The sequence below is a fragment of the Chryseobacterium sp. CBo1 genome, assembly GCF_001693475.1.
Classification (GTDB): Bacteria; Bacteroidota; Bacteroidia; order Flavobacteriales; family Weeksellaceae; genus Chryseobacterium; species Chryseobacterium formosense.
This window is the reverse complement of the sequence record NZ_MAUH01000018.1, coordinates 28,570-54,684: the sequence shown is the minus strand read 5'-3', so window position 1 is coordinate 54,684 and position 26,115 is coordinate 28,570. Positions and strand designations below refer to the sequence as shown.

Annotated in this window: 22 protein-coding genes; 9 read left to right on the top strand and 13 right to left on the bottom strand. The window is 34.8% G+C overall.

What is annotated here, in order from left to right:
- Positions 1-3: 3 nt before the first annotated feature.
- The 7 genes from BA768_RS11720 to BA768_RS11690 all read right to left on the bottom strand — a co-directional run bounded on the left by BA768_RS11720 (position 4) and on the right by BA768_RS11690 (position 7,495).
- On the bottom strand, positions 4-1,737 hold the full coding sequence (locus BA768_RS11720; RefSeq protein ID WP_034674244.1) for a BatD family protein: 1,734 nt from the start codon (positions 1,735-1,737) through the stop codon (positions 4-6).
- Positions 1,737-2,477, bottom strand: coding sequence for a tetratricopeptide repeat protein (locus BA768_RS11715; RefSeq protein WP_065720905.1), 741 nt, complete (start codon positions 2,475-2,477; stop codon positions 1,737-1,739). Before BA768_RS11715 ends, BA768_RS11720 begins: the two co-directional genes overlap by 1 nt.
- 102 nt (positions 2,478-2,579) lie before the next feature.
- The gene (locus BA768_RS11710; RefSeq protein WP_065720904.1) at positions 2,580-3,587 is read right to left on the bottom strand and encodes a vWA domain-containing protein; all 1,008 of its coding nucleotides are present in this window, start codon (positions 3,585-3,587) and stop codon (positions 2,580-2,582) included.
- Positions 3,587-4,579, bottom strand: a complete 993-nt coding sequence (locus BA768_RS11705) for a vWA domain-containing protein (protein ID WP_065720903.1) — start codon at positions 4,577-4,579, stop codon at positions 3,587-3,589. Before BA768_RS11705 ends, BA768_RS11710 begins: the two co-directional genes overlap by 1 nt.
- Positions 4,572-5,474, bottom strand: coding sequence for a BatD family protein (locus tag BA768_RS11700; protein ID WP_065720902.1), 903 nt, complete (start codon positions 5,472-5,474; stop codon positions 4,572-4,574). The genes BA768_RS11705 and BA768_RS11700 overlap by 8 nt, the downstream gene beginning before the upstream one ends.
- A gap of 71 nt (positions 5,475-5,545) precedes the next feature.
- Entirely contained in the window at positions 5,546-6,409 is an 864-nt protein-coding gene (locus BA768_RS11695) for a DUF58 domain-containing protein (RefSeq protein WP_034674235.1), read from the bottom strand.
- 81 nt (positions 6,410-6,490) lie between these two features.
- Positions 6,491-7,495 (bottom strand): AAA family ATPase, encoded by a 1,005-nt coding sequence (locus tag BA768_RS11690; protein WP_065720901.1) that lies wholly within the window; start codon positions 7,493-7,495, stop codon positions 6,491-6,493.
- Positions 7,496-7,746: 251 nt separating this feature from the next.
- On the opposite strand from BA768_RS11690, the gene BA768_RS11685 reads away from it, so the two are divergent.
- The 7 genes from BA768_RS11685 to BA768_RS11655 all read left to right on the top strand — a co-directional run bounded on the left by BA768_RS11685 (position 7,747) and on the right by BA768_RS11655 (position 14,949).
- Positions 7,747-8,217, top strand: a complete 471-nt coding sequence (locus BA768_RS11685) for a DinB family protein (RefSeq protein ID WP_065720900.1) — start codon at positions 7,747-7,749, stop codon at positions 8,215-8,217.
- 65 nt (positions 8,218-8,282) lie between these two features.
- Positions 8,283-9,080 carry a 23S rRNA (guanosine(2251)-2'-O)-methyltransferase RlmB gene (rlmB, locus tag BA768_RS11680; protein WP_065720899.1) on the top strand — a complete coding sequence of 266 codons (798 nt, stop codon included), beginning with the start codon at positions 8,283-8,285 and terminating at the stop codon, positions 9,078-9,080.
- Between the two features lie 51 nt (positions 9,081-9,131).
- Positions 9,132-10,178: a DUF6263 family protein gene (locus BA768_RS11675; RefSeq protein WP_083206658.1), complete on the top strand. Its 1,047-nt coding sequence runs from the start codon at positions 9,132-9,134 to the stop codon at positions 10,176-10,178.
- Between the two features lie 100 nt (positions 10,179-10,278).
- Positions 10,279-10,506 carry a hypothetical protein gene (locus tag BA768_RS11670; RefSeq protein WP_065720897.1) on the top strand — a complete coding sequence of 76 codons (228 nt, stop codon included), beginning with the start codon at positions 10,279-10,281 and terminating at the stop codon, positions 10,504-10,506.
- Between the two features lie 193 nt (positions 10,507-10,699).
- The gene (locus BA768_RS11665; protein ID WP_065720896.1) at positions 10,700-13,240 is read left to right on the top strand and encodes a YfhO family protein; all 2,541 of its coding nucleotides are present in this window, start codon (positions 10,700-10,702) and stop codon (positions 13,238-13,240) included.
- A gap of 58 nt (positions 13,241-13,298) precedes the next feature.
- Positions 13,299-13,604 carry a GIY-YIG nuclease family protein gene (locus BA768_RS11660; RefSeq protein ID WP_065720895.1) on the top strand — a complete coding sequence of 102 codons (306 nt, stop codon included), beginning with the start codon at positions 13,299-13,301 and terminating at the stop codon, positions 13,602-13,604.
- Between the two features lie 52 nt (positions 13,605-13,656).
- The gene (locus tag BA768_RS11655; protein WP_065720894.1) at positions 13,657-14,949 is read left to right on the top strand and encodes a glycosyl transferase family 1; all 1,293 of its coding nucleotides are present in this window, start codon (positions 13,657-13,659) and stop codon (positions 14,947-14,949) included.
- 37 nt (positions 14,950-14,986) lie between these two features.
- Here BA768_RS11655 and BA768_RS11650 read toward each other — a convergent pair whose 3' ends face one another.
- Entirely contained in the window at positions 14,987-15,622 is a 636-nt protein-coding gene (locus tag BA768_RS11650; RefSeq protein ID WP_065720893.1) for a hypothetical protein, read from the bottom strand.
- A gap of 153 nt (positions 15,623-15,775) precedes the next feature.
- On the opposite strand from BA768_RS11650, the gene BA768_RS11645 reads away from it, so the two are divergent.
- The gene (locus BA768_RS11645) at positions 15,776-16,738 is read left to right on the top strand and encodes a YpdA family putative bacillithiol disulfide reductase (RefSeq protein WP_065720892.1); all 963 of its coding nucleotides are present in this window, start codon (positions 15,776-15,778) and stop codon (positions 16,736-16,738) included.
- Between the two features lie 85 nt (positions 16,739-16,823).
- Here the strand turns inward: BA768_RS11645 and BA768_RS11640 are convergent, their stop codons facing one another.
- The 5 genes from BA768_RS11640 to fbp form a co-directional block, all read right to left on the bottom strand.
- Positions 16,824-18,854: a TonB-dependent receptor gene (locus BA768_RS11640; RefSeq protein WP_065720891.1), complete on the bottom strand. Its 2,031-nt coding sequence runs from the start codon at positions 18,852-18,854 to the stop codon at positions 16,824-16,826.
- A gap of 323 nt (positions 18,855-19,177) precedes the next feature.
- Entirely contained in the window at positions 19,178-20,392 is a 1,215-nt protein-coding gene (locus tag BA768_RS11635; RefSeq protein WP_410493508.1) for an MFS transporter, read from the bottom strand.
- Between the two features lie 223 nt (positions 20,393-20,615).
- Positions 20,616-22,289: a glutamine--tRNA ligase/YqeY domain fusion protein gene (locus tag BA768_RS11630; protein ID WP_065720889.1), complete on the bottom strand. Its 1,674-nt coding sequence runs from the start codon at positions 22,287-22,289 to the stop codon at positions 20,616-20,618.
- 233 nt (positions 22,290-22,522) lie between these two features.
- Positions 22,523-23,527, bottom strand: coding sequence for an o-succinylbenzoate synthase (locus BA768_RS11625; RefSeq protein WP_065720888.1), 1,005 nt, complete (start codon positions 23,525-23,527; stop codon positions 22,523-22,525).
- On the bottom strand, positions 23,528-24,544 hold the full coding sequence (fbp, locus tag BA768_RS11620) for a class 1 fructose-bisphosphatase (RefSeq protein ID WP_034674206.1): 1,017 nt from the start codon (positions 24,542-24,544) through the stop codon (positions 23,528-23,530).
- Between the two features lie 313 nt (positions 24,545-24,857).
- Here fbp and BA768_RS11615 point away from each other — a divergent pair, with 313 nt between their 5' ends.
- On the top strand, positions 24,858-26,096 hold the full coding sequence (locus BA768_RS11615) for an aspartate kinase (RefSeq protein ID WP_034674204.1): 1,239 nt from the start codon (positions 24,858-24,860) through the stop codon (positions 26,094-26,096).
- Positions 26,097-26,115: the final 19 nt, after the last annotated feature.

Below are 26,115 nucleotides of genomic sequence, written 5' to 3'. Positions count from 1 at the left end.
TGATTATTTACTAATTAAAGAATATAATTTAACAATATCTTTTAGCAGATCGTTAATAGAGTCTTCTGAAGTAAGCGGAGAATATTTCTCAATCTGAATTTTCTGCAGAAGCTCCTGATAACTTTCAGCAACAGATCTTCCGTTATGACGTTCAAGAAAAACTTTAAAATCTTCTTTAGAGCTTTGGAAATACTGGCTTCTCACTTCCTGATCCATCTCTTCAAATGTTTCGAAAAACTTTTGGTAATCTCCCGAAATTTTAAGATTTTCCAGATAAGCAAAATAATCGGTAATATCAGTTTTTAAACTTTCTCTAATCTCCTGTTCTGTTTCCGCAACAGATCCTAAAGGTTTCGAAGTTGGCTTTTCTTTAATTATATCTCGGTTTTTTTGCCAATTTCTAAACACCAGATAGGCTAAAAACAGCACAATTAAAATAGATATGTTCACCAAAAGCACATTCCAGTTGAACTTACTTTTTTCTTTAACCTTGAATGAAGTTGTTTTTAAAACAGGGCTATCAACGGTTTCAAGCAAAGTATTGGTGTAGTCATTTACTTTTTCTACGGTAGATCTTGCTTCAAGAACCTCATCATGAGAAAAGGAGGTAAGATCTAATTTTTCCTGTCCCAGATTTACATACTCTTTTGCTGCCGGATTGAAATAAGCAAAAGGTTCTGTTTTAACAATAAGATCACCCGCTTTTTTAGGAATCAGAATATACTTTGCCAAAACTTCTCCCTTCAATCCTGTAAGTCCCGGGCTGAGTCGGGTTGTAATTTTTGGTGCAAAAACATCATAATCGGGTGACTCTTCAATTTTAGGAAGATTAAGGTCTGCAAGATTTCCTTCTCCCGAAACTTTTACCGTTACATTAACCGGTTTTTTAACCTCAACTTTTTCTTTTGATGAATGAAAGACATCCACTTTAAAATTACCCACCGCATTTTTAAAACTTTCCGGTGAGCCTTCAGGAAGCTTTTTTACATTAAGCTTTACTTTATTGGAAGCTATTTTACTTTTATTTGAAAAAGTATTGACAGACGCAGAAACTGCAGGAACTTCAACGTAGCCTGCTTCATTCGGGAATACCATAAATACAGCCAAAATCTGCGATGCCATATTCCCATAGCCAGACGGATCTATTTCTGATCTTTTTAAATTAACTGGATGTACATTGATATTTTCCTGTTCAGGAAGCTTGATGTTCTTTACTTTTCTGAAATTGTCGATGTTTTTGGAATAAACTCTGAGAACTGCTACTGTAGGCTGATCCTGATACACTTCACGATCGTCGATTTCCATATTGAGGTAAACATCATTAGAAACATTGGCAATCGGTTTCTTTTCAATATCTCTGATGAAAATATCGAAAGGTTCGGTCTTATAGATTTTATTATTAACCGTCACTAAAACGGAACCAATGCGGATTTTGCCTTTCTGTTTGGGTTCAAGCGCAATTCTGGTGACATATTCGTCGATTGCAGTATTGGTTTCAGCGTCTCTTACCCCCTGATTAAAAGATCCGCTGCCGATCATATTAAATTTAGATAAATCCGGCAGCATCAGTTTACTTTGCTGAACAAGGTTGTCTCCGTTTAATTCTAGGGTGATCGTAAGATTTACGACTTCTCTTCCACTATAGTCCGTTTTATCCGGCTTCATGGTAAGTTTTACCTGTCCGTAAGAAATTACAGATAAAAAGGTAAATATTGCGTAAATAATTCTTTGTGTCATCACCAATCTTTCTCGTTGCTTTGCGGCTTTGAAGAAGATTTTTCGTCTAAAATTCTTCTGGCAGTTTTTCTTTCTCTACCGTTTATCGTATCAAGGATTGCTTTTTCTAATTCCTTAGGAAGCTGCTTTCCTTTACTACCATTACCTTTGGGTTTAGAATCTTCTCCTTTATCCTGTTGCGGACCATTTCCCTGTTCATTTTTCTGATTCTTGGAGTTTCCTTCCTCTCCCTTCTTTTTATCTTCGCCACCTCCGTTTTTACCGGATTTGTTCTCCTGTTCCTGTTTTTTGTTTCTCTGTATTTCCTTCAGCCTCAACTTTGCAATTTCATAATTTTTCCTTGTTGCTTCTTTGTAAGGATCCTGTTTTAGAGACTGCTTGTAATAATCTGCTGCTTTTTCGGGCTGATTCATCTGCATCATCGTATTTCCCAGGTTGTGAAGCGCCGCTGCTTTGTCTGGTAAAGTCTGAGAAAGTTTTTCTGCTTTGGCATACTCTTCTTTCGCTTCCTGATACATTTTCTTTTTATACAAAGCGTTTCCTAAATTATAATGTGCCGTAAAATCACCAGAGTTTGATTTTATAGCTTCCATATATTTTGAGGAAGCACCATCATAGTCATTAGCATCAAATTTTTTATTGCCTTCGTAGACTAAAGTCTTATAACTTTCCTGCCCAAATAATATACCTGAGAACGAAAAAGCAAATATCAACGCTAAAAATACAATTTTAGTATTCATCCCTTGCAAAATTATCCCTTTATATGTTAATAAACAGCGTATTATTTGTTAAAATTGGGTTAAAGTATTACCCCTGCAAAACTCACCATCACTTGGGTCTTTTTAAACATTAAAATCTCTTTTAGGATTAAAAAGATAAATAATGACAAATAAAAATATTGAAACTGCCAAAAAATACTGGTAATAATGATTTGCATTTTGAGTCTTTACGGTTGTACTGGTATTTGCAACTTTTTTGTTGAGCTCATCTGCAATTCTTTTCGGAGCATCATTCATATTGTTGCCATCAATATAGTTCCCACCGGTAGACTGTGCCATTTTTCTTAAGGCTTCAGTCTGTCTTTTTGAAATAACGGTTTCACCATTGCTATCAAATTTATACCCTTGCAATTGCCCATATTCATAAACAGGAATCGGAGCTCCTTCATCTGAACCAACACCAACCGAAGTAATAGTTATTCCTTCCTTATTAGCGAGTCGGATGGCTGCATTGTCATTTCCTTCATTATCTTCTCCGTCACTTATCAAAACTACTTTTCTGGCTCCTTTATTTATATTTTTAAATTTAGCTACCGCACTCTCCATTGCCTGCAGAAAATCTGTCCCCTGAATGGTGATATCTTTCGTCTGAAGATCGGAAATATAAGTTTCCACACTGCCATAATCTGTTGTCAATGGCATTACTGAGACTGCTTCCCCTGCAAAAACTACGATTCCGATTTTGTCATTTTTAAGTTCATGAATGGTATTAATGATCAGATTTTTTGCCTGGGTAAGTCGATCGGGATCAATATCTTCCGCATTCATCGAGTTCGAAACATCCATCATGAAAATTACATTATTCATTTTCTGATTGGTTTCTATTCTTTCAGAACCGCTCAAAAGATCAATAATAGAAAAGATTAAAAATAATATAGCAAGAAAATAAAGTACAGGAAAAATCTTCAAAAACCGGGAGCTTTTTTCAAACAAAACTTCATGAAATTTTGGGTCTGCAAACAGCTCTCTCTTTCTTTTTTTCCATCGTAAAAAATTGATCAGAAAAAAAGATAAAAGCGGCAGAAACAGCAATAATAACAAATACCAATTGTTCCCTAAATACCAGTTCATCAGCTTAAAAATTTATAAAGTACCCAACGTAAAATGGCATCAAAGACCAACATTCCTAGAGCAATCCAGAGAAAAAACTTGAAATACTCTTCATAATTATAATTTCGGGAAACCCGAATATCTGTTTTCTCCAATTTATTAATATCGGAATAAATTTCATCAAGCTTATTTTCAGAATCGGCTCTGTAGTAAATTCCGCCTGTAGTCTGCGTAATTTCACGCAGCATATCTTCATCGATAGAAACAGGCTGTTCACGGTAATAATATCCGAATTCATCATAATCATAAGGCATTAAAGCATATCCGTTTGTCCCGATCCCGACACAATAGACTTTAATATTATTCTCTTTGGCTAAAACTGCAGCAAGCTGTGGCGGAAAGAGTCCGCTTATCCTTGTATTTTGTCCGTCAGTCATCAGAATAACAATTTTACTTTTTGCCTTACTTTTCATTAAATGATTTACCGCAACTGCCAAACCGTCTCCTACAGAAGTTCCGTCGGTCATTTCACGCTGATTCATGTTTTCAATCTCATATTTTACGGCATCATGATCAAAAGTCAGCGGAACTTTCAGGAAGGCTTCTAATTTATAATTAACAAGACCAAATCGGTCATTCGGACGCTTATTGATAAAATCAACAGCAATTTTTTTCAGAACAGCATATCGATCGGGATCAAAATCTTTAGAAAACATACTCAACGACACATCTACAGCCAGCATAATATCAATTCCTTTCGACTCATCTCTATCCTGAGAAACCGAAAAAGTTCTCGGTCTCGCCATAGCAATGATTAACGCAGAAAGAATAATATATTTTGAGATTTTCAGCAGAAAAAGTACGGGCAGAATTCCACTATTACCATCCATATTGCTGGTCGTAGGAACTTTAATTCCTTTTCTTTTTTTCTGACTGAAATCCCTGAATAAAAGCGGAATAAACACCAAGAACAGCAGAAAAAACCACGGACTGTAAAACTCGAAATTAAACATCTTTTCTCAGGTTTTCAAATTCAATATCCTCGGATGATCTTTTTACAAAATCCCGTATTTCTGTAAAATCTTTTTCCATTAGATCTTTATCTGGGAAAGTCTTGGCAAATTTTACCAGATCACCTCTTAAAAATACATCTTCCACAATTTTTTCGTTGTCTTGTGAGATGGTATTATTTTCTTTCATTAAAGCCACCAAATCATCCGTCAATAAAACATCTGCAGGAATTCTGTATTGTTTAGTAATAAACTTTCTCGAAATATCGATCAGCTCAACATAAAACGACCGGTAATTTCCTTCTTCAATATATTTTTTCTTTTTTAAAGAATCTAATTCTTTCAAAGTCTGATTGGTCGTTACAACAGGTGAGCTTTTCTTCTTTTTTCCGTATTTCACAAACATGACGACTACAAAAATCAAAGCGGTAACGGCTAAAGCTGCAAAAACATACCATTTATAAAGTTCCCAGTAATCTATTGCTTCCAGATCAACTTCTTTATTTTTCATAATATCGTTGATCTGATCTTCTTTGGTTGCTGTATTGACAACTTCAATCTCGTAAGGAATTGTTTTTAAAAGTTTTTCTCCAACTTTAAATTCAAGTTCGGGAATTTTAAAAGTTCCTTCTTCGTAAACTGCGAATTCTATACGTCGCTCATAAGTATTGGCGTTAATACCGATACTGTCTTTGATTTCTTCAAAATGAAAAGGCAACAATTCATCTTTCGGAGCCGTGATAACCGCCCGACTTCTGAGATTTTCGATCTTAATTACCAAATGATCTGTTTCTCCCAATGCAAGCGTTTTCTTCTCGAGATTTGAAGAAAGCAGCTGTGAAAATGTATTTACACAGATAAAAAATAAGAGTAAAAAGAATATCTTTTTCAATTTCAATTCTAAATTTTGGCTAAAGCCTATTTTCTGTTTTATAATTAAAAGCGGACTAAAGTCCGCTACTGAATATTTTATTTTTTCTGAAAATAATTATATAATAATCTGGAGTAATCTGTTCCGGTATTGATATTCATAAACTCTGCTGAAGAATTGGCAAAATCTTCTTCCAGATTTCTCTGTTTCTGTTTTTGAGCTTCCGCAAAAGTGTATCTCCATCGTGCGCTCGATGTATTTACCCAAATCTGTTTTCCTGTTTCTGCGTCGTTTAAAAGTGCATAACCTACATCCGGAATATCATTATCTTTTTCGTCATAAATTCTCATTCCCAAAAGCTGATGCTTTTTAGAAGCCACTCTCAGAATTTTAGAATCATAATCATCTTCAAAATCTGAAAGTAAAAACACGAGTGATTTTCTTTTAAAAATCCCCATCATATATTCTAAAGCCTTATCGATTTTTGAAACTGCAGGTATATAATCCGCAGTCAAAATTTGGCTGATCATCGACAAAATATGTTTTCTTCCTTTTTGTGGCGGAATCACTTTATACACTTTATCTGCAAATAGAATCAAGCCTACTTTATCATTATTTCCAGCTGCTGAAAAGCCTAAACTTGCCGCAATTTCTGCGACATATTCTCTTTTAAGCTGAGTTTTCGTTCCGTAATCCATTGATGCGGAAATATCAACCAAAAGCATCATCGTCAGTTCACGCTCCTCCTCCATTACTTTCACAAATGGTTCACGAAAACGTGCGGTTTTGTTCCAGTCGATTCTTCGGATTTCGTCTCCAAACTGATAAGGACGAACTTCGGCAAACGTCATTCCCTGCCCTTTAAAAGCACTGTGATATTGCCCCATCAAAGTAGCCTCCGTTTTCCTTCTGGTACGGATTTCTATTTGCTTGACTTTTTTTACAATATCTTTTATCTGCATTGAATTCAAAATTTGAGATTCAATATTCAAAATTCAGATTCTATAAAAATTTTGAATTTTAAACCTTGAATATAGAATTAATTAGGGAGCTTGTATTTTCGCTAAAATTCTATTCACGATTTCCTCCGACGTAATTTCTTCTGCTTCCGCTTCGAAGGTTAATCCAATTCTGTGTCTTAAAACATCTTGTGCTAAAGCTTTTACATCTTCAGGAATTACAAAAGCTCTGCCTTTCAAAAATGCATACGCTCTCGAAGCAATTGCCAAATTGATAGATGCTCTTGGCGAAGCTCCGAAGCTGATATAATTTTTCAGTTCAGAAAGTCCGTATTTTTCAGGATAACGGGTTGCAAAAACCATATCCAGAATATATTTTTCAATCTTTTCATCCAAATAAATCTGATTGACAAGAGATTTTGCTTCCATAATATTTTGCAGAGAAATCACCTGTTTAATTTCCGGCTGATGTGATGTAGAAACCATTCTCATCACTTTTCTTTCATCTTCAAATTCAGGATAATCGATTTTACATTTCAGCATAAAACGGTCGCTTTGCGCTTCCGGTAAAAGATATGTTCCTTCCTGATCAATCGGGTTTTGAGTCGCTAAAACTAAAAATGGTTTTGGCAATGGCATTGTTTCGTCTCCAATCGTCACCTGTTTTTCCTGCATTACCTCAAGAAGAGCTGACTGCACTTTTGCCGGAGCACGGTTGATCTCATCTGCCAAGACGAAATTCGCAAAAACAGGACCTCTTTTTATGGAAAAATCATTTTCTTTTATGTTGTAAATCATTGTTCCTACAACATCCGCAGGAAGTAAATCGGGTGTAAATTGAATCCTTGAAAAATCGCCATGAACAGCTTCTGCCAAAGTCTTAATTGCCAACGTTTTAGCCAATCCCGGAACACCCTCTAAAAGAACGTGCCCATTTCCTAAAAGCCCTATCAAAAGACGATCGATCATGTATTGCTGACCAATGATAGCTTTATTGATTTCCTGCCTCAGAAGATTAAAAAAGAAATTTTGCTCTTTCACTTTCTCCGTCAGCTGACGGATGTCTTCTGCTTGATATGAATCTGACATTCTTTTAAATTAAATTAATGGGTAAATTTCTGATAAATCCACGCATTAATCAACATAATAAATGCCATATTTGAGTTAAAGTTTGTTAAATATTCTGATTAATTTTTTTGGCAATCAAGAGACATTTTTCTAAATCATTATCACTGAAACCTTTAATTTCATAAAAATCTATAAATTTTCGTCGATTGAATCAATCAAGAATTGTCATTTTCAGTTTATTAAACTATTTTTGAAGATTAAAATATTGCAAAATGAATTATCATTTTCAAGCTCACCGACAAGTAAGAAAAAACCTTTTAGATATTCTCCAAAACACTTCTCACGAAGATCTTTTGCTGATTCCTGATGGTTTTAACAATAATATTTACTGGAATATTGCACACACCGTTGCCACACAGCAATTGCTGCATTATTACCTGAGCGGAAATCCTTTCAGAATTGATAAATACTGGATTGAAACCTACAAAAAAGGAACTTTACCCAATCTGAACGTACAAAAATCTGAGGTGGAAGATCTGGAGTTTTTGCTGACTGAAACTTCAAAAACTTTAATGAAAGATTTCGACAGTGATTTCTTTTCGGATTACACGCCTTACACGACAAGTTTCGGGATGGATCTGAAAAGTATTCAGGATGCAATTATTTTCAACAATATGCACGAAAGCCTGCATTATGGTTATACCATGGCGCAGAAACGTGCAATTTTAGGAGAAAAGTATTAAAAGAGCCAAGTAAAAACAAGTTTGAATAATTAGCCTTATTCATTAAAAAAATAAAAAATAATATTTTGGAAGATTTTCAACATAGAAACTCAAAATCTGAATTCAGAAATTCAGAACCTAATAAAAAAGATGATTTCATTTTCGGATTGCGTCCCGTGTTAGAAGCTATTGAAGCCGGAAAAACAATTGACAAAATTTTTGTGCAAAATGCATTGCAAGGAGAAATTTATGCTGAACTGAAAGCTATTTTGGCGAAACATAAAATCCGTCCCAACTACGTTCCGGTAGAAAAACTTAACCGTTTTACAAGAAAAAACCATCAAGGTGTCGTTGCTTTTATCTCTGATGTTCCTTTTCACAGAGTAGAAGATATTATTCCTGAATTATTCGAACAGGGAAAAACGCCTTTCATTCTAATTCTGGACAGATTAATGGATGTGAGAAACTTCGGAGCAATTTGCAGAACTGCAGAATGTGTAGGAATTGATGCCGTTGTAATCCCTGAAAAAGGCGGAGCACCGGTAAATTCAGACGCTATTAAAACTTCAGCCGGAGCGATGTACAATATTAAGATCTGTAAAGAACCTAATCTTGCTCATGTTGTTGACTTTTTACAGCAAAGTGGAATTTCTGTATTTTCAGCAACAGAAAAGGCGCAGAAATTGATATATGATGTCGATTTCACAGAACCTTGTGCGATTGTAATGGGTAATGAAGAAACCGGAATTTCTAAAGAAGTTCTGCATCATTCAGACGAAAAAATAAAACTTCCGATCGAAGGGAAAACCCAGTCTCTAAATGTTTCAGTGGCTTGTGGAGCAATTTTGTACGAGGCGATGAGACAGAAACTGGTGAAAATTTAATTATTAAAATGACTTTGCTAATAAGCATATCCTAAACTAAGAAAATTTATTATGAAAAATATAGCAGCTTTAGCGCTTATCTCAATAGCAGTTGTTTCATGTAAAAAAGAAACAGCAACCATCACCAAAGTAGATCCAAAAACCGGGAAAACAATCACCGTAGAAGTTCCTGCAGATTCTGTAAAAGAAGTAAAAGCAGATGCGGCGATTAAAGATTCTTTAGGATTTTTCAAACAAACTTTCAAGCTTGAAAAAGGAAAAACTTATCCTTTGACAACCTATCAGAGAGATACAAAAACAATGACCGATCCGCAAGGACAAACCATGAACGGAACCAGCGAATCTACCGATGAAATGAGCTTTACGGTAAACGACATCAAAGGTAACATTTACGATATGACCATCAATCTTATCGGAAAAAGAAATTCTCAGTCAGCTCAGGGTAAAACCATTGTTGTTGATACTAAACTGCCAATTCCGAAAGAAGATGATCTTAAGATGCTTTGGAATGTCAACAAAGCACTTACAGGAAACAAGCTGAATATGAAGATGGATAACAAAGGAAATGTGATTTCTATTACAGGTTTTGATGCAGTGTACACAAAAATTTCCAATGCTCTTAAAAATATCGTGAAAGATGCCAATCAAAGAGAAAGTGTGGTTGCGAGTTTAAAAGAAAGCTTCAATGAAAAGGTTTTGAAAGATCAGTTTGAAAAAAACCTTTCTATCCTTCCGAAAAAAGGAGCTAAAATCGGTGACAAATGGAGCACTTCTGAAAATGCCGATGCAAACGGAAAAATAAAAGTAACTTCAAATTATACTTTAAAAAGCGCAGGAAACGGAATTGTAGAAATTTCAATTGCCGGAGGAATTCCGAAAAAAGAAGAGAAAAAATCGCAAGGTGCAATGACGCACAGCATGAGCAGCGAATTGTCTCAAAACGGAACCATCAAGTTTGATCAAAACACAGGCTGGATCAAAAATCAGAACATCAGTGTAAAAACAACGCAGGTAGAAACAATTTCAGACGGAAAACAATCTCAGTCGATGAAGAGCGTTTCCAATTCTTCTGTAATGGTGAATCCTTCGTCTAAATAAGTTGGAAAGTTTGAGGGTTTTAGAGTTGCAGAATTTGAGTAAAAATGAGAAATTCTAAAAACCTCGAATCTTGAACTTTGAATATTAAATAAAAAGTAATATGTCTTTTATCAAAGGGATTTTTGAGATTGTTCTTGCTACGATTATTATCTTTTTTGTCTGGAATATTTTAAAAAGAATTTTCTTCAAGAAGTTCTATAATTTAATGGGATTGAAACCAAATAGCAATCAACAGCAGGAAAACAAAAACTCAAAATCAAGTATTGAGAAAAAAGTAAAATGGGACGCAGAAACTGTGGACTATGAAGAGGTGAAAGAGAAAAAATAATCTTTAAAAGTTTTAAAATTTATGCTTAAAACATTAAGACTGTTGAGTTTTAGAGGATATTAAGTATTAAACTTAATTTGCCATCGGCAAACCTTATAAACCTTATAAACCTTATAAAATTCTTAATGGTAAATTAAAGTAATTCAGAGCTTTTAAACCTAATGAAAATTTAAAAATCTACTTAATAACCAAGATGGCAAAAAACAAAAGCTTAATATACATTGCAGTTTCACTGATTGCATTTTTAGTTTTAGCATTTTTATATTCTACTCCTGTTTTTACGGGAAAACAGCTTTTCCAACATGACATTGTACAATATCGTGGGGGTGCAAAAGAGTTGATTGATTACAGGGAAAATTTTGATAAAGAAACCTACTGGAGCGACTCTATGTTTGGCGGGATGCCAACTTATCAGATGGGAAGCCGCTTTGAAGGTGATATTATTAAAAAATTAGACAGCTATCTGAATATTTTGCCTAGGCCGGTTAATTATCTCTTTTTACTGTTTTCAGGATTTTTTCTTCTGGGAATGGTTGCCGTACGAAACTGGAAGTATGCGCTTTTAGGAGCCACATTTTTCGGACTTTCCACGTATTTCTATATTATTATTGCGGCAGGACACAACGGAAAAGTAAATACCATTGAATATTTTGCGCCACTTTTAGCCGGAATTTTATTGGTTTACATTCGTAAAAAATATGTTATTGGTTTTATTGTCACCACCCTTTTCTTCGGATTACAGGTCGCGGCAAATCACCCGCAAATGACCTATTATTTGTTCTTAGGACTTGGATTTTTATTTATATCTGAATTAGTAAGAGCGATTAAAAAGAAAGTTCCGATGAAACATTTCTTGATTTCATCAGGAATTATTGCGGGAGCTTTAATCATCGGAGTTGGGATGAATTCACAGCGAATCATGGCAAATTCCGAGTATATTAAAGAGACAGTAAGAGGAAAACAAGTTTTAACAAACGACAGTCACAAAGCCGGAAATTCAGGGATGGATAAAGAAAGTATCCTGATGTGGAGTTATGGAAAACTGGAAACTTTAAACCTTTTCATTCCGAGATTAATGGGTGGCGGAAGTCAGGAACCGGAAGGCGCTGCAATGATGGAGAAAGTTCAGCAAATGGTTCAGGATAACGTCACTTCTCAGGCAGAAATGGACAGAATTTCCAAAGGATTCGGAAGCTTAACTTATTGGGGAGATCAGCCGGGAACTTCAGGACCCGCTTATCAAGGTGCAATTGTTTGTTTCTTAGCACTTTTAGGATTCTTTTTTGCTCCAAAAAAATACCGTTACTGGATTTTAGGAGCAACCATTCTTACAATTTTATTGGCATGGGGAAGCAACTTCATGTTCTTATCCGATTTGTTTATTGATTTTGTTCCGTTCTACAGCAAATTCAGAGCGCCGTCTTCAATTTTGGTTGTCGTGGAATTGTTATTCCCATTAATCGCAATTATCGGATTGTACAGATTCTTCAAAAGTGAAAACCTTGATGCAGAATACAAAAAGAAAATCCTTACGTATGTTGGTGGCGGAACTTTAGGGTTAACTTTAATTCTAATTCTTTTCGGAAAATCAATTTTAGGATTTGCTACAGACAACGAAAAATTATATTTACCGCCTTTCCTGCTTGATTATTTGGTAGATGAACGTTTTAATATGTTCAGAACAGATGCAATCAAAGCATTACTTTATGTAGGAATTACCGTAGCTGTTTTATTCTTTGCTTTAAAGGAAAAATTAAACCAGAATATTGCCTTAATTATCATTGGTGCCGTAAGTTTATTTGATCTCTGGTCAGTTAACAGGCGTTATTTGAATGATGACAATTATGTAGATAAAATCTTTGCTGAAAACCCATTCCAAACTGAAGGTTCAGATTATCTGGCTGAAAAAGTAGGTGATAATGCCAACTTACAGTCTATTTTAGCAAGTATTCCGGTAAACAAAACATTGGAAACTATTGCAGAGAAAGACCAGAAGCATTACAGAATTTACAATCAGGTTTTAGGAACAACCAGCGAAACCAATACGTCTTACTTTAAGTCGTCAATCGGAGGTTATCATGCCGTAAAATTGAGAAGATATGATGATTTACTAAACGAATACATCGTACAACCAGACAGTGTAAAAACGCCGAAAATTTTAAATTTACTCAACACAAAATACATGATTTTCGGAAATCCGGGAGAGCCACAAGTTGTTCCAAATCCGAATGCAAACGGAAATGCATGGTTTGTAAGTGATCTTAAATTTGTAAACACTCCGAATGAAGAAATCAAATCGATCGGGGAAATCGACAGTAAAAAAACGGCAGTTATCAATGCTTCTGATAAATCTTATTTCGACAATAAGCAGGTTCAGGCAGATTCAACAGCGACAATCAATCTGACAAAATATGAAGCCAATGAGCTGGAGTTTAAATCTCAGTCGAAAGCTCCGCAATTAGCCGTTTTCTCAGAAATTTATTATCCTCATGGCTGGAAAGTTTTTGTTGACGAAAAAGAAGTTCCATATATTAAAGCTGATTATCTGCTTCGCGCAGTACATGTTCCTGCAGGAAATCACAACATCAAAATGATTTTCGAGCCGGAAGTTATCGAAAAAGGAAAATGGATTTCTCTTATTTGCTTCGGATTGTTCATTGTATTGAGTGCTTTTGGGATTTTCTGGTTGAATAAAAAGAAAAAAGAGGCTACCCTTGTTGAAAAAGCCGTTTAAGATTTTGTCATTCTGAACGTAGCAAAGCGGAGTGAAGAATCTCATTAAAATTTAAGCAATGAAAACTTTGGGAACTCATAATTATTACGTTTATATTTTAACAAATAAAATAAAAACGGTTTTATATACTGGAGTTACCAATGATTTAAAAAACAGATTATATGGGCATCAAAATCCTGAAGTAATTGATAAGAATTTCACTACAAAATATAAATGCTTTTATTTAGTTTATTTTGAACAATTTATTGATGTAGAAACTGCTATTAAAAGAGAAAAACAAATAAAAGGTTGGACAAGAATTAAAAAAGAAAATCTTATTGGTGAATTTAATCCAAATTGGAGTTTTTTAAATGACAAAATTTAAAAAGATTCTTTATTACGCTTTGCTCCATTCAGAATGACAGCCTTGAAAATACATGGAAAATAAAAAAATCCTTATCATTACCTATTATTGGCCACCTGCAGGAGGACCGGGAGTTCAGCGATGGCTGAAATTCGCAAAATACCTTCCTGAATTTGGCTGGAAACCTATTATTTACACTCCAGAAAACCCCAGTTATCCTTTATTGGATGAAAGTCTGATGAAAGATGTTCCAAAAGATTTAGAAATTATCCGAACAAAAATTTGGGAACCTTATCAACTTGCTGAAAAGCTGAATAAAAGCAATAAAAAATTCAAAGCAGGGCAATTTGATGTGGGAAAAAATCAAAGCTGGAAATCTAGGCTTTCAATTTGGGTAAGAGGAAATTTTTTCATTCCGGATGCCCGAGTTTTCTGGGTAAAGCCTTCTACAAAGTTTTTAGAAAAATATTTAAAGGAAAATAAGATTGAAAACATCGTAACTTCAGGACCGCCTCATTCGATGCATCTGATTGGTTTAAATTTAAAAAAAGCAATGCCCACTCTGAAATGGATTGCCGATTTCCGTGATCCGTGGACAGAAATTTCTTATTATAAGCATTTAAAACTAACGAACCGATCCGATAAAAAACACCGTTTTCTGGAAAGTGAAGTCTTCAAAAATGCTGATATTACTTTGGCGACAAGTTATACCGATGCAGAAAATTTCCGTAAAAACGGCGCCAATGCTTTTTGCATTACCAATGGGTTCGACGAATCAGACTCAAACTCTCAAACCCTCAAACTCTCAAACTCTCAACCAAAATTCACGTTGAGCTACATCGGCGTTTTGGAACAGTTGAGAAACCCGGAAAACCTCTGGAAATCATTAGATAATTTAGTTAAAACTCATTCAGATTTTGCTGAAAATTTCAGCCTGAAGTTTGTTGGACGAATTGATGATAAAATTTTAGAAACGATTGAAAATTCAAGTTTAAAAAATCATATCCTGAATCTTGGTTACGTTTCTCATGACAAAGCGGTCGATGAAATGTCGAAATCTTCGCTGCTTTTGATTACCAATTTCCCAAACGATTCGTCAAAAGGGATTATTCCGGGGAAAATATTCGAATATCTGGCAACCGGAAAACAGATTATTTCATTTGGCCCGGAAAAAGCAGATGTTTCGAAAATTCTTGATGAAACAAAAGCTGGAAAACATTTCGGCTATGGTGATTCACAAGAAATTGAAGATTTTATTTTAGAAAAATTTGAACTGTGGAAAAATGGAAACCTTTCAGAAAACACCGAAAATATCGAACAGTTTTCTAGAAAAAATTTAACCAAACAACTTTCCGAAATCTTATAAAATTATTCCCCATCTGCAACAGAAGGGGAATTTTAATTTATATCGTCCATTCATCATTAATCACAGCAACCACATAATATTTTCCTTCAAATTCTTCAAAGACAAAACGAAGCGCATTCCAATCCATTCCGCCATTTTTCTCTGAACCGGAAATATAATTTTCTGTGAAATCTGTATTCGGATAGACTTCTTTTAAATTATTTAAAGAATTTCCGCCGCCCAGGAATTTATTGAATGCATATTCGGATTTTGTAAAATCTTTCTTAAAAATCCAGTCTTTAAAATACTGTTGAATGGTAGCCTTATAAATTTCACCGGAACCATCTCTTGAACCCCATGTAAAAACGGTTTTTGCAGGAAAATACTTTTCGAAATCAGCTTTTGAAAAATGCTTGTCTTCATTACTATTAATAAAAGCATACATTGAAAATCTGACACCCTTCTGTGGATGAATATAATTCGCAAAAACATCGTAATAACCAACTTTTATAGCTTGTAAAAGTTCATCATTGGTCTTTTTTAAAGCAACTTCTTTCGAGAAAGCTTCCTGCTCGGTATCGGTTCTTTCGTTTGACCTTTTCAGGTTATCTGTAGAAATTGCAGGTTCTTTATCTATTTTCTTTTCACATGATAAAGCTGCTAAAAGTAAGAATGCCAAAAAAGTCTTTTTCATTTCAAAATTTTTGAAAAAAGTTCAAAAGCGATGCCACATTGAGTTGGAGAGTTTAAGTATTTTTGACATCAATAGAGTTTAAATATAAAATTGATTGATTTTCACTTATTTCTTTAAACCGATTACTTAAAGCTTTTTTTGTATTTTTGATATATGGAAATTCTTGATATTCTGATTATCGGAGCAGGGCCAATTGGTCTCAACTGTGCGCTCGAAGCCAATAAAAACAACCTCAATTATTTAGTTATCGAAAAAGGAACCATTGTCAATTCACTCTACAATTATCCTTTGTATATGAAGTTTTTTTCAACCGCAGATAAACTTGAAATTGATGAAATTCCTTTTATTTCTGCTGCACCAAAACCCGGAAGACAGGAAGCTCTGGAATATTATCAGGGAATCGCAAGACAGAAAAATTTGAATATCAATCTTTATGAAAAAGTTTTAAAAGTTTCTAAAAACAATGAGATTTTCGAAATTGAAACTTCAAAATCAAAATATTACGCAAAAAAAGTCATCATCTCAACTGGATTTTATGATATTCCGAATCTGATGAATATTCCCGGAGAAAATCTGGAGAAAGTTAAACATTATTACACCGAACCTTATCCTTATGCTAGACAGAAAATCGTTGTTATCGGCTCAAGTAATTCCTCAGTTGATGCTGCCTTAGAAACGTATCGAAAGGGTGCAGAAGTCACGATGATAATCCGTAATTCTGAGATTTCGCCAAGCGTAAAATATTGGGTAAAACCTGATATTGAAAACCGAATTGCAGAAGGAAGTATTGCTGCTCATTTTAATTCTGAACTGATTGAAATTAAAGAAAATTCTGTCATTTTTAAAGATAAAAACGGAAAAATCAATGAAATTGAAAATGATTTTGTTCTCGCAATGACCGGCTATCTTCCCGATTTTGACTTCCTCAAAAATTCAGGAATTGAATTGCAGGGCGATTGTTTAAATCCTTTTTACAACACTGAAACTATGGAAACCAATGTTCCGAATTTATATTTGGCAGGCGTAGTTTGTGGCGGAAAAGACACCCATCTTTGGTTTATTGAAAACTCCAGAAGTCATGCGGAAATGATTGTGAAAGATATTCTTTCGAAATAGCTAAATGATCTCTCCCAGATTTAGCTGATAAAGCAGATTTAGGGATGGAAAATCTGCGTAATGTGCTTAATCTGCGTGAGTAAAACTAAAAATCAACCTTCATTCCCAAGACAAAATTTCTTTTTGCTGCGGGATTGTAATAACGGTTTCCGAAAGCATTAATGTCAAAACCCAAAACATAATTTTCATTATATAAATTCTGAATCTGAAGATATAAATTGACTCTCGTTTTTTCAAAATCTACAGGAAATCTAAACTGAATATTTCCGATTAAATTTGATTCTGACCAAACGGAATTGGCATCATTCAAAGGTATTTTTGAAGTGTAAAAATGCGAATAATCAATATTCAATTTTTTGAAAAAAGTGAAATTTAATAAACTGTTGATTGTCGTTTCTGGAACTCCCGTTAAATCATTCCCTGAGAAATCATTTTCATTTTGCTGATAATTTTTAAACTTAAAATCATAAAAGCTTCCTGAAAATCTGAATTTAAATTGGCTGAAAAAGTCATTCTTTAAATTGAAACTTTTAGATTCCAAGAGCATTTCAAAACCTTTTTGAGCGGTTTCACCTGAATTGACAAAATATTCTTGTCCGGCTTCATTCTGTCGTCTTACAATCGCATCTTTCATTCGAAAGTCAAAATAACTTCCTTCTAAGAAAAGAAAATTTCCAAATTGTTTTCTAATACCTATTTCTTTATTCCAGCCATACTCCGGATTTAGATTTTGATTAAATTCCTGCGTTGAAGAACGGATTTCTTCATTAGTGGGAGCAGAATTTCCTTTACCAATTTTTCCTCTCGCCGAAAAACCATTTCCTAAAAGATAAGTCACTCCGAAATTTGGAAGCCATTGATTTTTAAAATGAATTTTCCCATTTTCAGTTCGTGGAAAAATTCTTTCCCAATCATATGAATTTGAGTTTAAACTGATGGAAATATCGGTAAATATCTTTTCATTAAAATTCATTTTCTGAGAAAGAAAGTAAAATCCTGATGTATTTTTTAGTTTGTCAAAATTTTGCGGATTTCCTTCAATTCCTTTGTTATTATCATAATTTTTAATCAGAATATCATTCATTCCGCCTTCAAAACCCAATCGGTAGGCTAAAGAAATTTTCTCCCAGTTTTTTTCATAATTAAAGTGGGTTCTTAAAGCGAAATTCTTCTCAAAACGGTTTTCAAAATTGGTAATAAACGGATTTTCAAAATCAACATACGATCCCTGAACCAAAATAAAATGCGAAAGATTGGGATTAAACTGATATTCATTTGAAAGTCCGGCTAAAATCATTTTATTCCGAATTCCTGCGTTTTGTTCTTTTGCTCCGGGAACAGTTGCAGTTCCTGGTCTTGCCTGTTTTCTGTTGAAATTCATTTGCTCTAAGGTCAGTCCGCCCGGAGTTTGATAATCGAGGTCTGAATACATCAACATGGCTTTCAATAATCCTTTTTGAGAATATTGGAAATTGTCTTTCAGGAAAATCTGTTTTCGCTGCACTTTCGATTGTTCACGATAAGAATCGGTCTGGTAATAATTCTGAAAAACTTCAAAAAAATGTTTCCCCATCTGTTTTGAAAAATCTATACTCTGATTGAAAGTTCCGTAACTTCCGACAGATAAATTTGTAGACAGATTATCTGCTCTTTTTGTTTTCAAAAGCACTGTTCCGCCTGTCACTGCACCATAATCACCGCTTTCCGGGCCTTTGTAAATTTCCATTCTGTCGATCAACTCAGGAGAAATCACATTGAAATAGGTATTTCCAGAAGCATCCGATAAAATGAAATCATCAAGATAAACTTTCACATTGCGAACGCCAAAAGGTGATCTCAACGTGCTTCCACGAAGCGAAATCCTGTAGCTTCCCGGTGAGCGTTCTTCCATTCTTGCTCCTGCAATCTGGTTGATCGATTCGAGCATTCTTTCAGGCGTATTTTGATTGAGTAAATTCTCAGAAACAACGGAAACCGACTTTGTGGAATTAATAAATGCCGTCGGCTTTTTGTAAGCATCAATTCTTACTTCTGAAATTAATGTTGCGGAATCTTTTTTTTGAGCTAACAAAAAAGCAGCAGAAAAAAGAGGAAGAATAATGTAGATTTTTTTCATTGCGAAAAGCTATGCAAAAACTGTACTGTTTTAAGGCTCAAATTTAAAGTTGTGGTAGAAAAAATCTTGTCAAAGTTTTGAACTTTGACAAGGCTGATATTTTCTGTTGACAAACTTAATTTTGTATTTCACACTAAACCGCGTGAGGGATGCGGCGGGCGGCGACGAAGGAGCCGGTGCGAGTGAGGAACGAACGAGTACGGAAGCGAAGCGAACCCCAAAGCAGCCCGACCCGAAGTTTTGCGACGGAAAAAACCTCATAGATTTCTAAAATCTATGAGGTTTAGCCTGGGAAAACGTAGGGACACGCCCAAATTAAAAAATTACTCTTCAGAATTTTTATTGCCAATCATCCAAGGAACAATGTAATAAAAAGCAACAGCCGTGATTCCGAGAAGGATTCCCGTACCAATCCAGAGAATTGTAAAGCCAAAATTCTCGGCAATGAAAGTTCCCAAAGATGGTGTAATGATGAATGAAAGCGAAAATGCGATTCCTAAAAGTCCCATATAAGCCCCTTTATTGTGCGTTCCTGAACGAAGTGAAGTAATGGTCGCCATAAACGGAAGAGCCCAGATTTCTCCTAAACTTAAAATGGATATTGACACCACTAAAAGCCAGATTGAAGTATCTGCAGCCAACATTCCGAAGGAAACGGCACAGAAAAGAGTTCCTAAAAACATTGTGGTTTTCAGCTTTAAATATTTTTCTGCAATCTGAACCATGATCATTTCCATAACTACAACGATAACCCCGCTGAATCCTAAGATATACCCGATGGTCTGAGCCGAAAGCTCCGCTTCCTGCTTGTAGAAAATCGTCAATGTATTCAGCAACTGGAAAAAGCATACGGAAAACATAAAACATGCAGCCGCAAAAAGAATGAATTGGGTGTCTTTATAAGGAGAAATTGCTTTTGGATCAGCCGTTTTATCGATCTTATCTTTATTTCGATAACTTCTGTTTCTAAAAAAGAAAACATACGTTAATCCCGCCAATAAAGCCCCGATTGCGTTGGAGTAAAAGAGAAAATCATAAGAAATCGCCGCTAAAATTCCGCCTAAAGCCGGACCTACAGAAAACCCAAGATTGACTGCCATTCGGTTTAGAGAGAATGCTCTGGTTACATTTCCCGGTTTTGCATATTTTGAAACCGCCACAGAATTCGCAGGTCGAAAAGCTTCACTGATCGAACTTTGAATAAAAATAATTGCAGCCAAACCCACTTCTGTATGAAAAAGCGGGATTAAGCAAAACATGGGAACACTGAGGAAAAGGCTTAAGCTCTGAACCTTAAACTCTCCTATTTTATCGGTGATCATTCCGCCAAACCAAGAACCTACTACGGAACCGATTCCGAAGAAACTTAAAACGATTCCGGCACTTTTGAGGTCGAAATTCAAATGATCTGTCATGTAAACTCCCAGAAACGGTAAAACCATCGACCCCGACCGGTTGATGAGCATTACCAAAGCGAGCATCCAGCTTTCCGCTGAAAGTCCTTTGAATGAGTTGATGTATATCTTTAAAAATTTCACAATTTTGATTTTTTAATTTAATTATTATTTAATAGGATTGCATCCTATCCTTTAGAAGGTCGTCCCTTCGGGACTCTTTTAAACACAGATTGCATTATTTTTTCACGAATGACGCAATTCATATTTGTCGGATTTGTGATGACTGTTTGTGCCATTAGTGTTTAAATAAAAAACAGGACTTAAAAAATTAAGCCCTGTTTCATTTATATGGTATAAATAATTTTTACTCCGGCTTATAAGAGTCTTTTAAAGTCACAGTTCTATTAAACACAAAATTTGTATCTGTAGAATCTTGATCCTTCGTGAAATAGCCAATTCTCTGAAATTGAAGAGGTTCTCCAACTGCCACATCCTTTAAGCTAGGCTCACCAAATCCTTGAATGACATTGACAGATTCTGGATTGATGAAATTCAAGAAATCTACATCTTTCTCAGCATCTGGCTGTTCAACAGTGAATAATTTTTCGTAATTTCTTACTTCCACAGGAATTGCATGTTTCGCAGAAACCCAATGAATTGTTCCTTTTACTTTTCTTAAACTTTCTTCAGTTCCGCTTCCGGACTTAGATTTTTCGTCGTAAGATGCATAAATAGTCGTGATTTCTCCATTTTCATCCTTCTCAACTCTTTCACCTTTAATGATGTAAGCAGATTTCAGACGAACTTCTCCTCCTAATCTCAATCTAAAGAACTTGTTTCCAGCTTCTTCCTTGAAATCTTCACGCTCAATATATAATTCTCTTGAGAACGGAATTTCTCTTGTTCCTGCATCTTCCTGTTCGTTATTATTTTCGGTTGTTAACCATTCTTCTTGTCCTTCAGGATAGTTTTCAATGACTAATTTAATAGGATCAACAACCGCCATTACACGTTTTGCAACCTTATTCAGATCTTCACGAACACAGAAATCCAATAGCTGAATTTCAATTAAATTTTCTCTTTTCGCAACTCCTACTTTATCAATAAAATTCCTGATAGCGTTGGCTGTAAAGCCTTTTCTCCTCATTCCTGAAATTGTAGGCATTCTTGGATCATCCCAACCGTTCACCACATTTTCAGCAATCAGCCTTTGTAGTTTTCTTTTGGAGGTGATCATGTAAGAAACGTTCATCCTTGCAAATTCTCTCTGCTTATTTTTCACCTTTCCTTCCTCATACACTTGATCTAAATACCAATTGTATAAAGGTCTATGGTTTTCAAACTCCAAAGAACATAGCGAGTGAGAAATTTGTTCGATATAATCAGATTCACCGTGAGCCCAGTCGTACATCGGATAAATTTTCCAAGCTGTACCGGTTCTGTGGTGAGGTTTATTCAAAATTCTGTACATCACAGGGTCACGCATATTCATGTTTGGCGAAAGCATGTCGATTTTTGCACGCAGAGACATTGAACCACTTTCGAATTCACCGTTTTTCATTCTCTCGAATAAGTCTAGTGACTCTTCAACAGGACGGTTTCTAAAAGGAGATTCTATTCCCGGCTCTGTAGGATTTTTTCTTTGTTCAGTAATCACTTCAGACGGCTGCTCATCTACATAAGCTTTTCCTTCTTTAATCAACTGAACTGCCCAATCGTAAAGCTGCTGGAAGTAATCGGATGCGTACAAAACTTTATCCCATTTGAAACCTAACCATTCAACGTCTTTCATGATAGAATCTACGAATTCCTGATCTTCTTTTTCAGGGTTCGTATCGTCGAAACGAAGGTTTACGGGAGCATTGTATTTTTCACCCAAACCGAAGTTGATGCAGATCGCTTTTGTATGACCTACATGCAGATAACCATTTGGTTCAGGCGGAAAACGGAAACGGATCTGATCTCTTTTCAAACCGTTTGCCAAATCATCTTCGATAATTTGCTCAATAAAATTGAGTGATTTTTTTTCTTCTTCCATTAAAAATTCGCTTTAATATGCCGCACTTACGACAATTTGCAAATTTAGGAAAATTTAAAATTCTATGAAAATAATAATTTAAGACTAAATTCACATATTATTGAATTTTTTTTCGGAAATTTACATTCAGAAAAAACAGATATAATAACATCATGAAGAAGATAAAAAGACAGCTTTTGAATATCATTGAATCTATAAAAAAAGCCATTTTCATTGACGGTGTAATTTAAATATCAGCCTTTATAAAAAAGTTTTTCGCCATTAAGCTCTAAACAGCTTTTAAAATTATTAGTAAATAAACTTCCTGTTCCTAAACCTTGGGGCATCTGATTTCTTTTTGTAAAGGTATATTGAGCGATTGCATTCAAACCGATATTACTTTCCAATGCTGAAGTAATCCACCAACCAATATCTTGCTGCTCAACTAGAGATATCCACTCGTCAGATCCCGAAAAGCCACCTAATAATGCTGGTTTCAAAATAATGTATTGAGGTTTTATAACTTCTAACAACTCTTTCTTCTTATTAAAATTAATGATTCCGATGAGTTCTTCATCCAGAGCAATCGGCGTTGGAGTTTCAGCGCACAATTCTGCCATGTCATTCCAGTTCCCCGCTTTAATCGGTTGTTCAATTGAATGAATATGTAGATCAGCTAATTGCTGTAAGACAATTTTGGCTTCGTCTTTCGTAAAACCTCCGTTTGCATCTACACGAAGTTCCAACTGATCTTTTGTAAATTTTTGTCTTAATTTCTGAAGAATTTCATGCTCTGATTTCCAATCGACACCGATTTTTAGTTTAATGCAATGAAATCCTTGTTCAAGCTTTTCCTGAATCTGTTCTTCCATAAAACCAATATCACCCATCCAGATCAAACCATTGATCGTGATAGGCGTGTTACCTTCAGTGAATTCACTTGGAAAATAAAGGTTGTCACCATTTTTTAAATTTAAAAGAGCCTGTTCATAGCCAAACCAAATTGACGGAAATTCTTCTAATTCTTGTTTTAAAAATTCAGAATCTTGATTGATATTTTCGCAAAGCCATTTTAATTTTTCTTCATAATCGGATCTGTCATCAAAACTCAATCCTCTGAAAACAGCACACTCTCCCACTCCTTTTTTATCATCCTGAAAAATCTCAAGAATAAAAGTCTCTTTTTCAAGCAAAACGCCGCGAGATGTTCCACTCGGGCGTTTGAATTCTAATAAATATTGAAAATATTTTGCTGTCATTTATTTTACGCTGTCAATTCGCATAAATTCTTCTGCTTTTTCAACCATATCAATACTTCCGCAGAAAAATGGAATTCTTTGATGCAGTTCTGTCGGCTCTACTTCCAGGATTCTTCTGAAACCGTCTGTTGCCTTTCCACCCGCCTGTTCAGCCAAAAATGCCATTGGATTACACTCATACAATAATCTCAGTTTTCCGTTTGGAGCCTGTGAATAAGATGGATAAATGTAAATTCCGCCTTTCAGCATATTTCTGTGGAAATCGGCAACCAATGAACCGATGTATCTCGAAGTATAAGGACGGTCGCCTTCTTCCATCTGACAATATTTCAGATAATTCTTTACACCTTGAGGAAATTTGATATAGTTTCCTTCGTTGATTGAATAAATTTTACCTGTTTTTGGAAAAGTCATATTAGGATGAGAAAGGTAGTATGTTCCTAATGAAGGATCGAGCGTAAATCCGTTTACGCCATTTCCTGTCGTGTAAACGATCATTGTAGAAGAACCATAGATCACATAACCTGCCGCAATCTGGTTGATTCCTTTCTGTAAAAAATCTTCCAACTGAACAGGAGTTCCTGGCTCAGTAACTCTTCTGTAGATTGAGAAAATTGTTCCCACAGAAACATTTACGTCAATATTCGAAGAGCCATCAAGCGGATCAATCAGAACAACATATTTACTTAGATGTCCATTTTCACCACATTTAATATCAATAAAATCGTCATTCTCTTCAGAAGCAATTCCGCAGACAACTTCTCTTTGCGATAAAGCAGTGATAAAAATATCATTAGCAATAACATCCAGTTTCTGCTGTTCTTCACCCTGAATATTCTGGTTTCCTGCAGCACCCGTAATATCTACAATTCCTGCTTTATTTACTTCTCTGTTTACCACTTTTGAAGCTAATCTTATTGCGCTCAGAAGACGTGAAAATTCTCCTGTGGAATATTGGAAATCTTCCTGTTTATCAATAAGAAATTCTCCTAAAGTTTGTAATGACTGATCTGACATATTTTTCTTTTTACACTTTTCCCAAATTTCGTAAAATTTATCCTATTTTTAAAATAAATCTCAATTCAGACCTTAACAACTGTAAATCAATTAAATACAACTATAAACAAATTCTTCAAATATAAAATTTGATGTTTAGAAAAAACCAAATCATTGCAGTAAATACACTATTTGGAGACAAATTTTGATTTTAATAAAATCTTAAGAACATCATTCTCGCAGTCTATTTCATATCTCGGTGTAAATTTATAATTTTGACATCTTAAAATTTCGACAACGCAATTTATCTAACAATTTTATTTTTAATACTTTAATGAAAATCTTTAAGTTTGGTGGGGCTTCTGTGAAAGATGCCGAAAGTGTAAAAAATGTTTCTATGGTACTTCAAAGCCAGGGTTTTGAGAAATGCCTGCTTGTAATTTCAGCAATGGGTAAAACGACCAATGCGCTGGAAAAAGTAGTAGAAATGTACTTTAAGAAAGATAACTATCAAACTGAAATTGAAGAGATAAAACAGAAACACATCGAAATAGCTAAGGGGCTTTTCTCGGAAGATCATGCAGTTTTTGCAGAAATCAATCTGTTTTTTGATGATATCGATTCATTTTTGAGAAGAAACAAATCTCCGAACTACAACTTTGTTTACGACCAGGTTGTAAGCTGTGGTGAAATGATTTCGACTAAAATCGTTAGTGAATATTTGAATGATATTCAGTTTACCAACCAATGGCTCGATGCAAGAGACTATGTAAAAACGGATAACTCTTACAGGGACGGAGTTGTAGACTGGGCAAGAACAGCAGAATTTATTTCAAATTTAAATAAAGAAATCTGCTACGTTACGCAGGGTTTTATCGGTTCTGATGAAAATAATTTCACCGTAACTTTAGGAAGAGAGGGTTCAGATTATTCAGCTGCAATTTTTGCGTATTGTTTAAATGCAGACGCAATGACGATATGGAAAGACGTTCCCGGCGTAATGACGGGAGATCCAAGAAAATTTGAAGATGTAAGTCTTCTTTCTAATATTTCTTATGAAGAAGCAATTGAAATGGCTTATTACGGAGCGAGTGTCATTCACCCAAAAACGTTACAACCGCTTCAGCAAAAAAACATTCCTTTTTATGTGAAATCTTTCATAGATCCCTCAAAAGCGGGAACCAAGGTTGGGATTTCAGATAAAAACCAAAGTGAAGAATCTTATATTTTAAAAGAAAACCAAACTTTATTGAAAATCTCAACAAGAGACTTCTCATTTATTGCAGAAGATCACATGAGTTTAATTTTCAATAATTTAGCTAAATATAAAATTAAAGTATCTTTAATGCAAAACTCGGCAATCTCGCTGGAATTATGTCTGGAAGATAAATTTAATAAAGTGGATGAGTTGAATGACGAACTTCAAAAGGTTTTCAAGACTGATGTTATAAAAAATGTATCTTTATTTACGGTAAGGAATGCAAAGATGGAAAACATCGACAAATTTTACCAGGGAAAAAGTGTATTATTGGAGCAAATTGCAAAAAATACACTGCAAATGGTAACACATTAAAACTAATTTCGACTAAAAA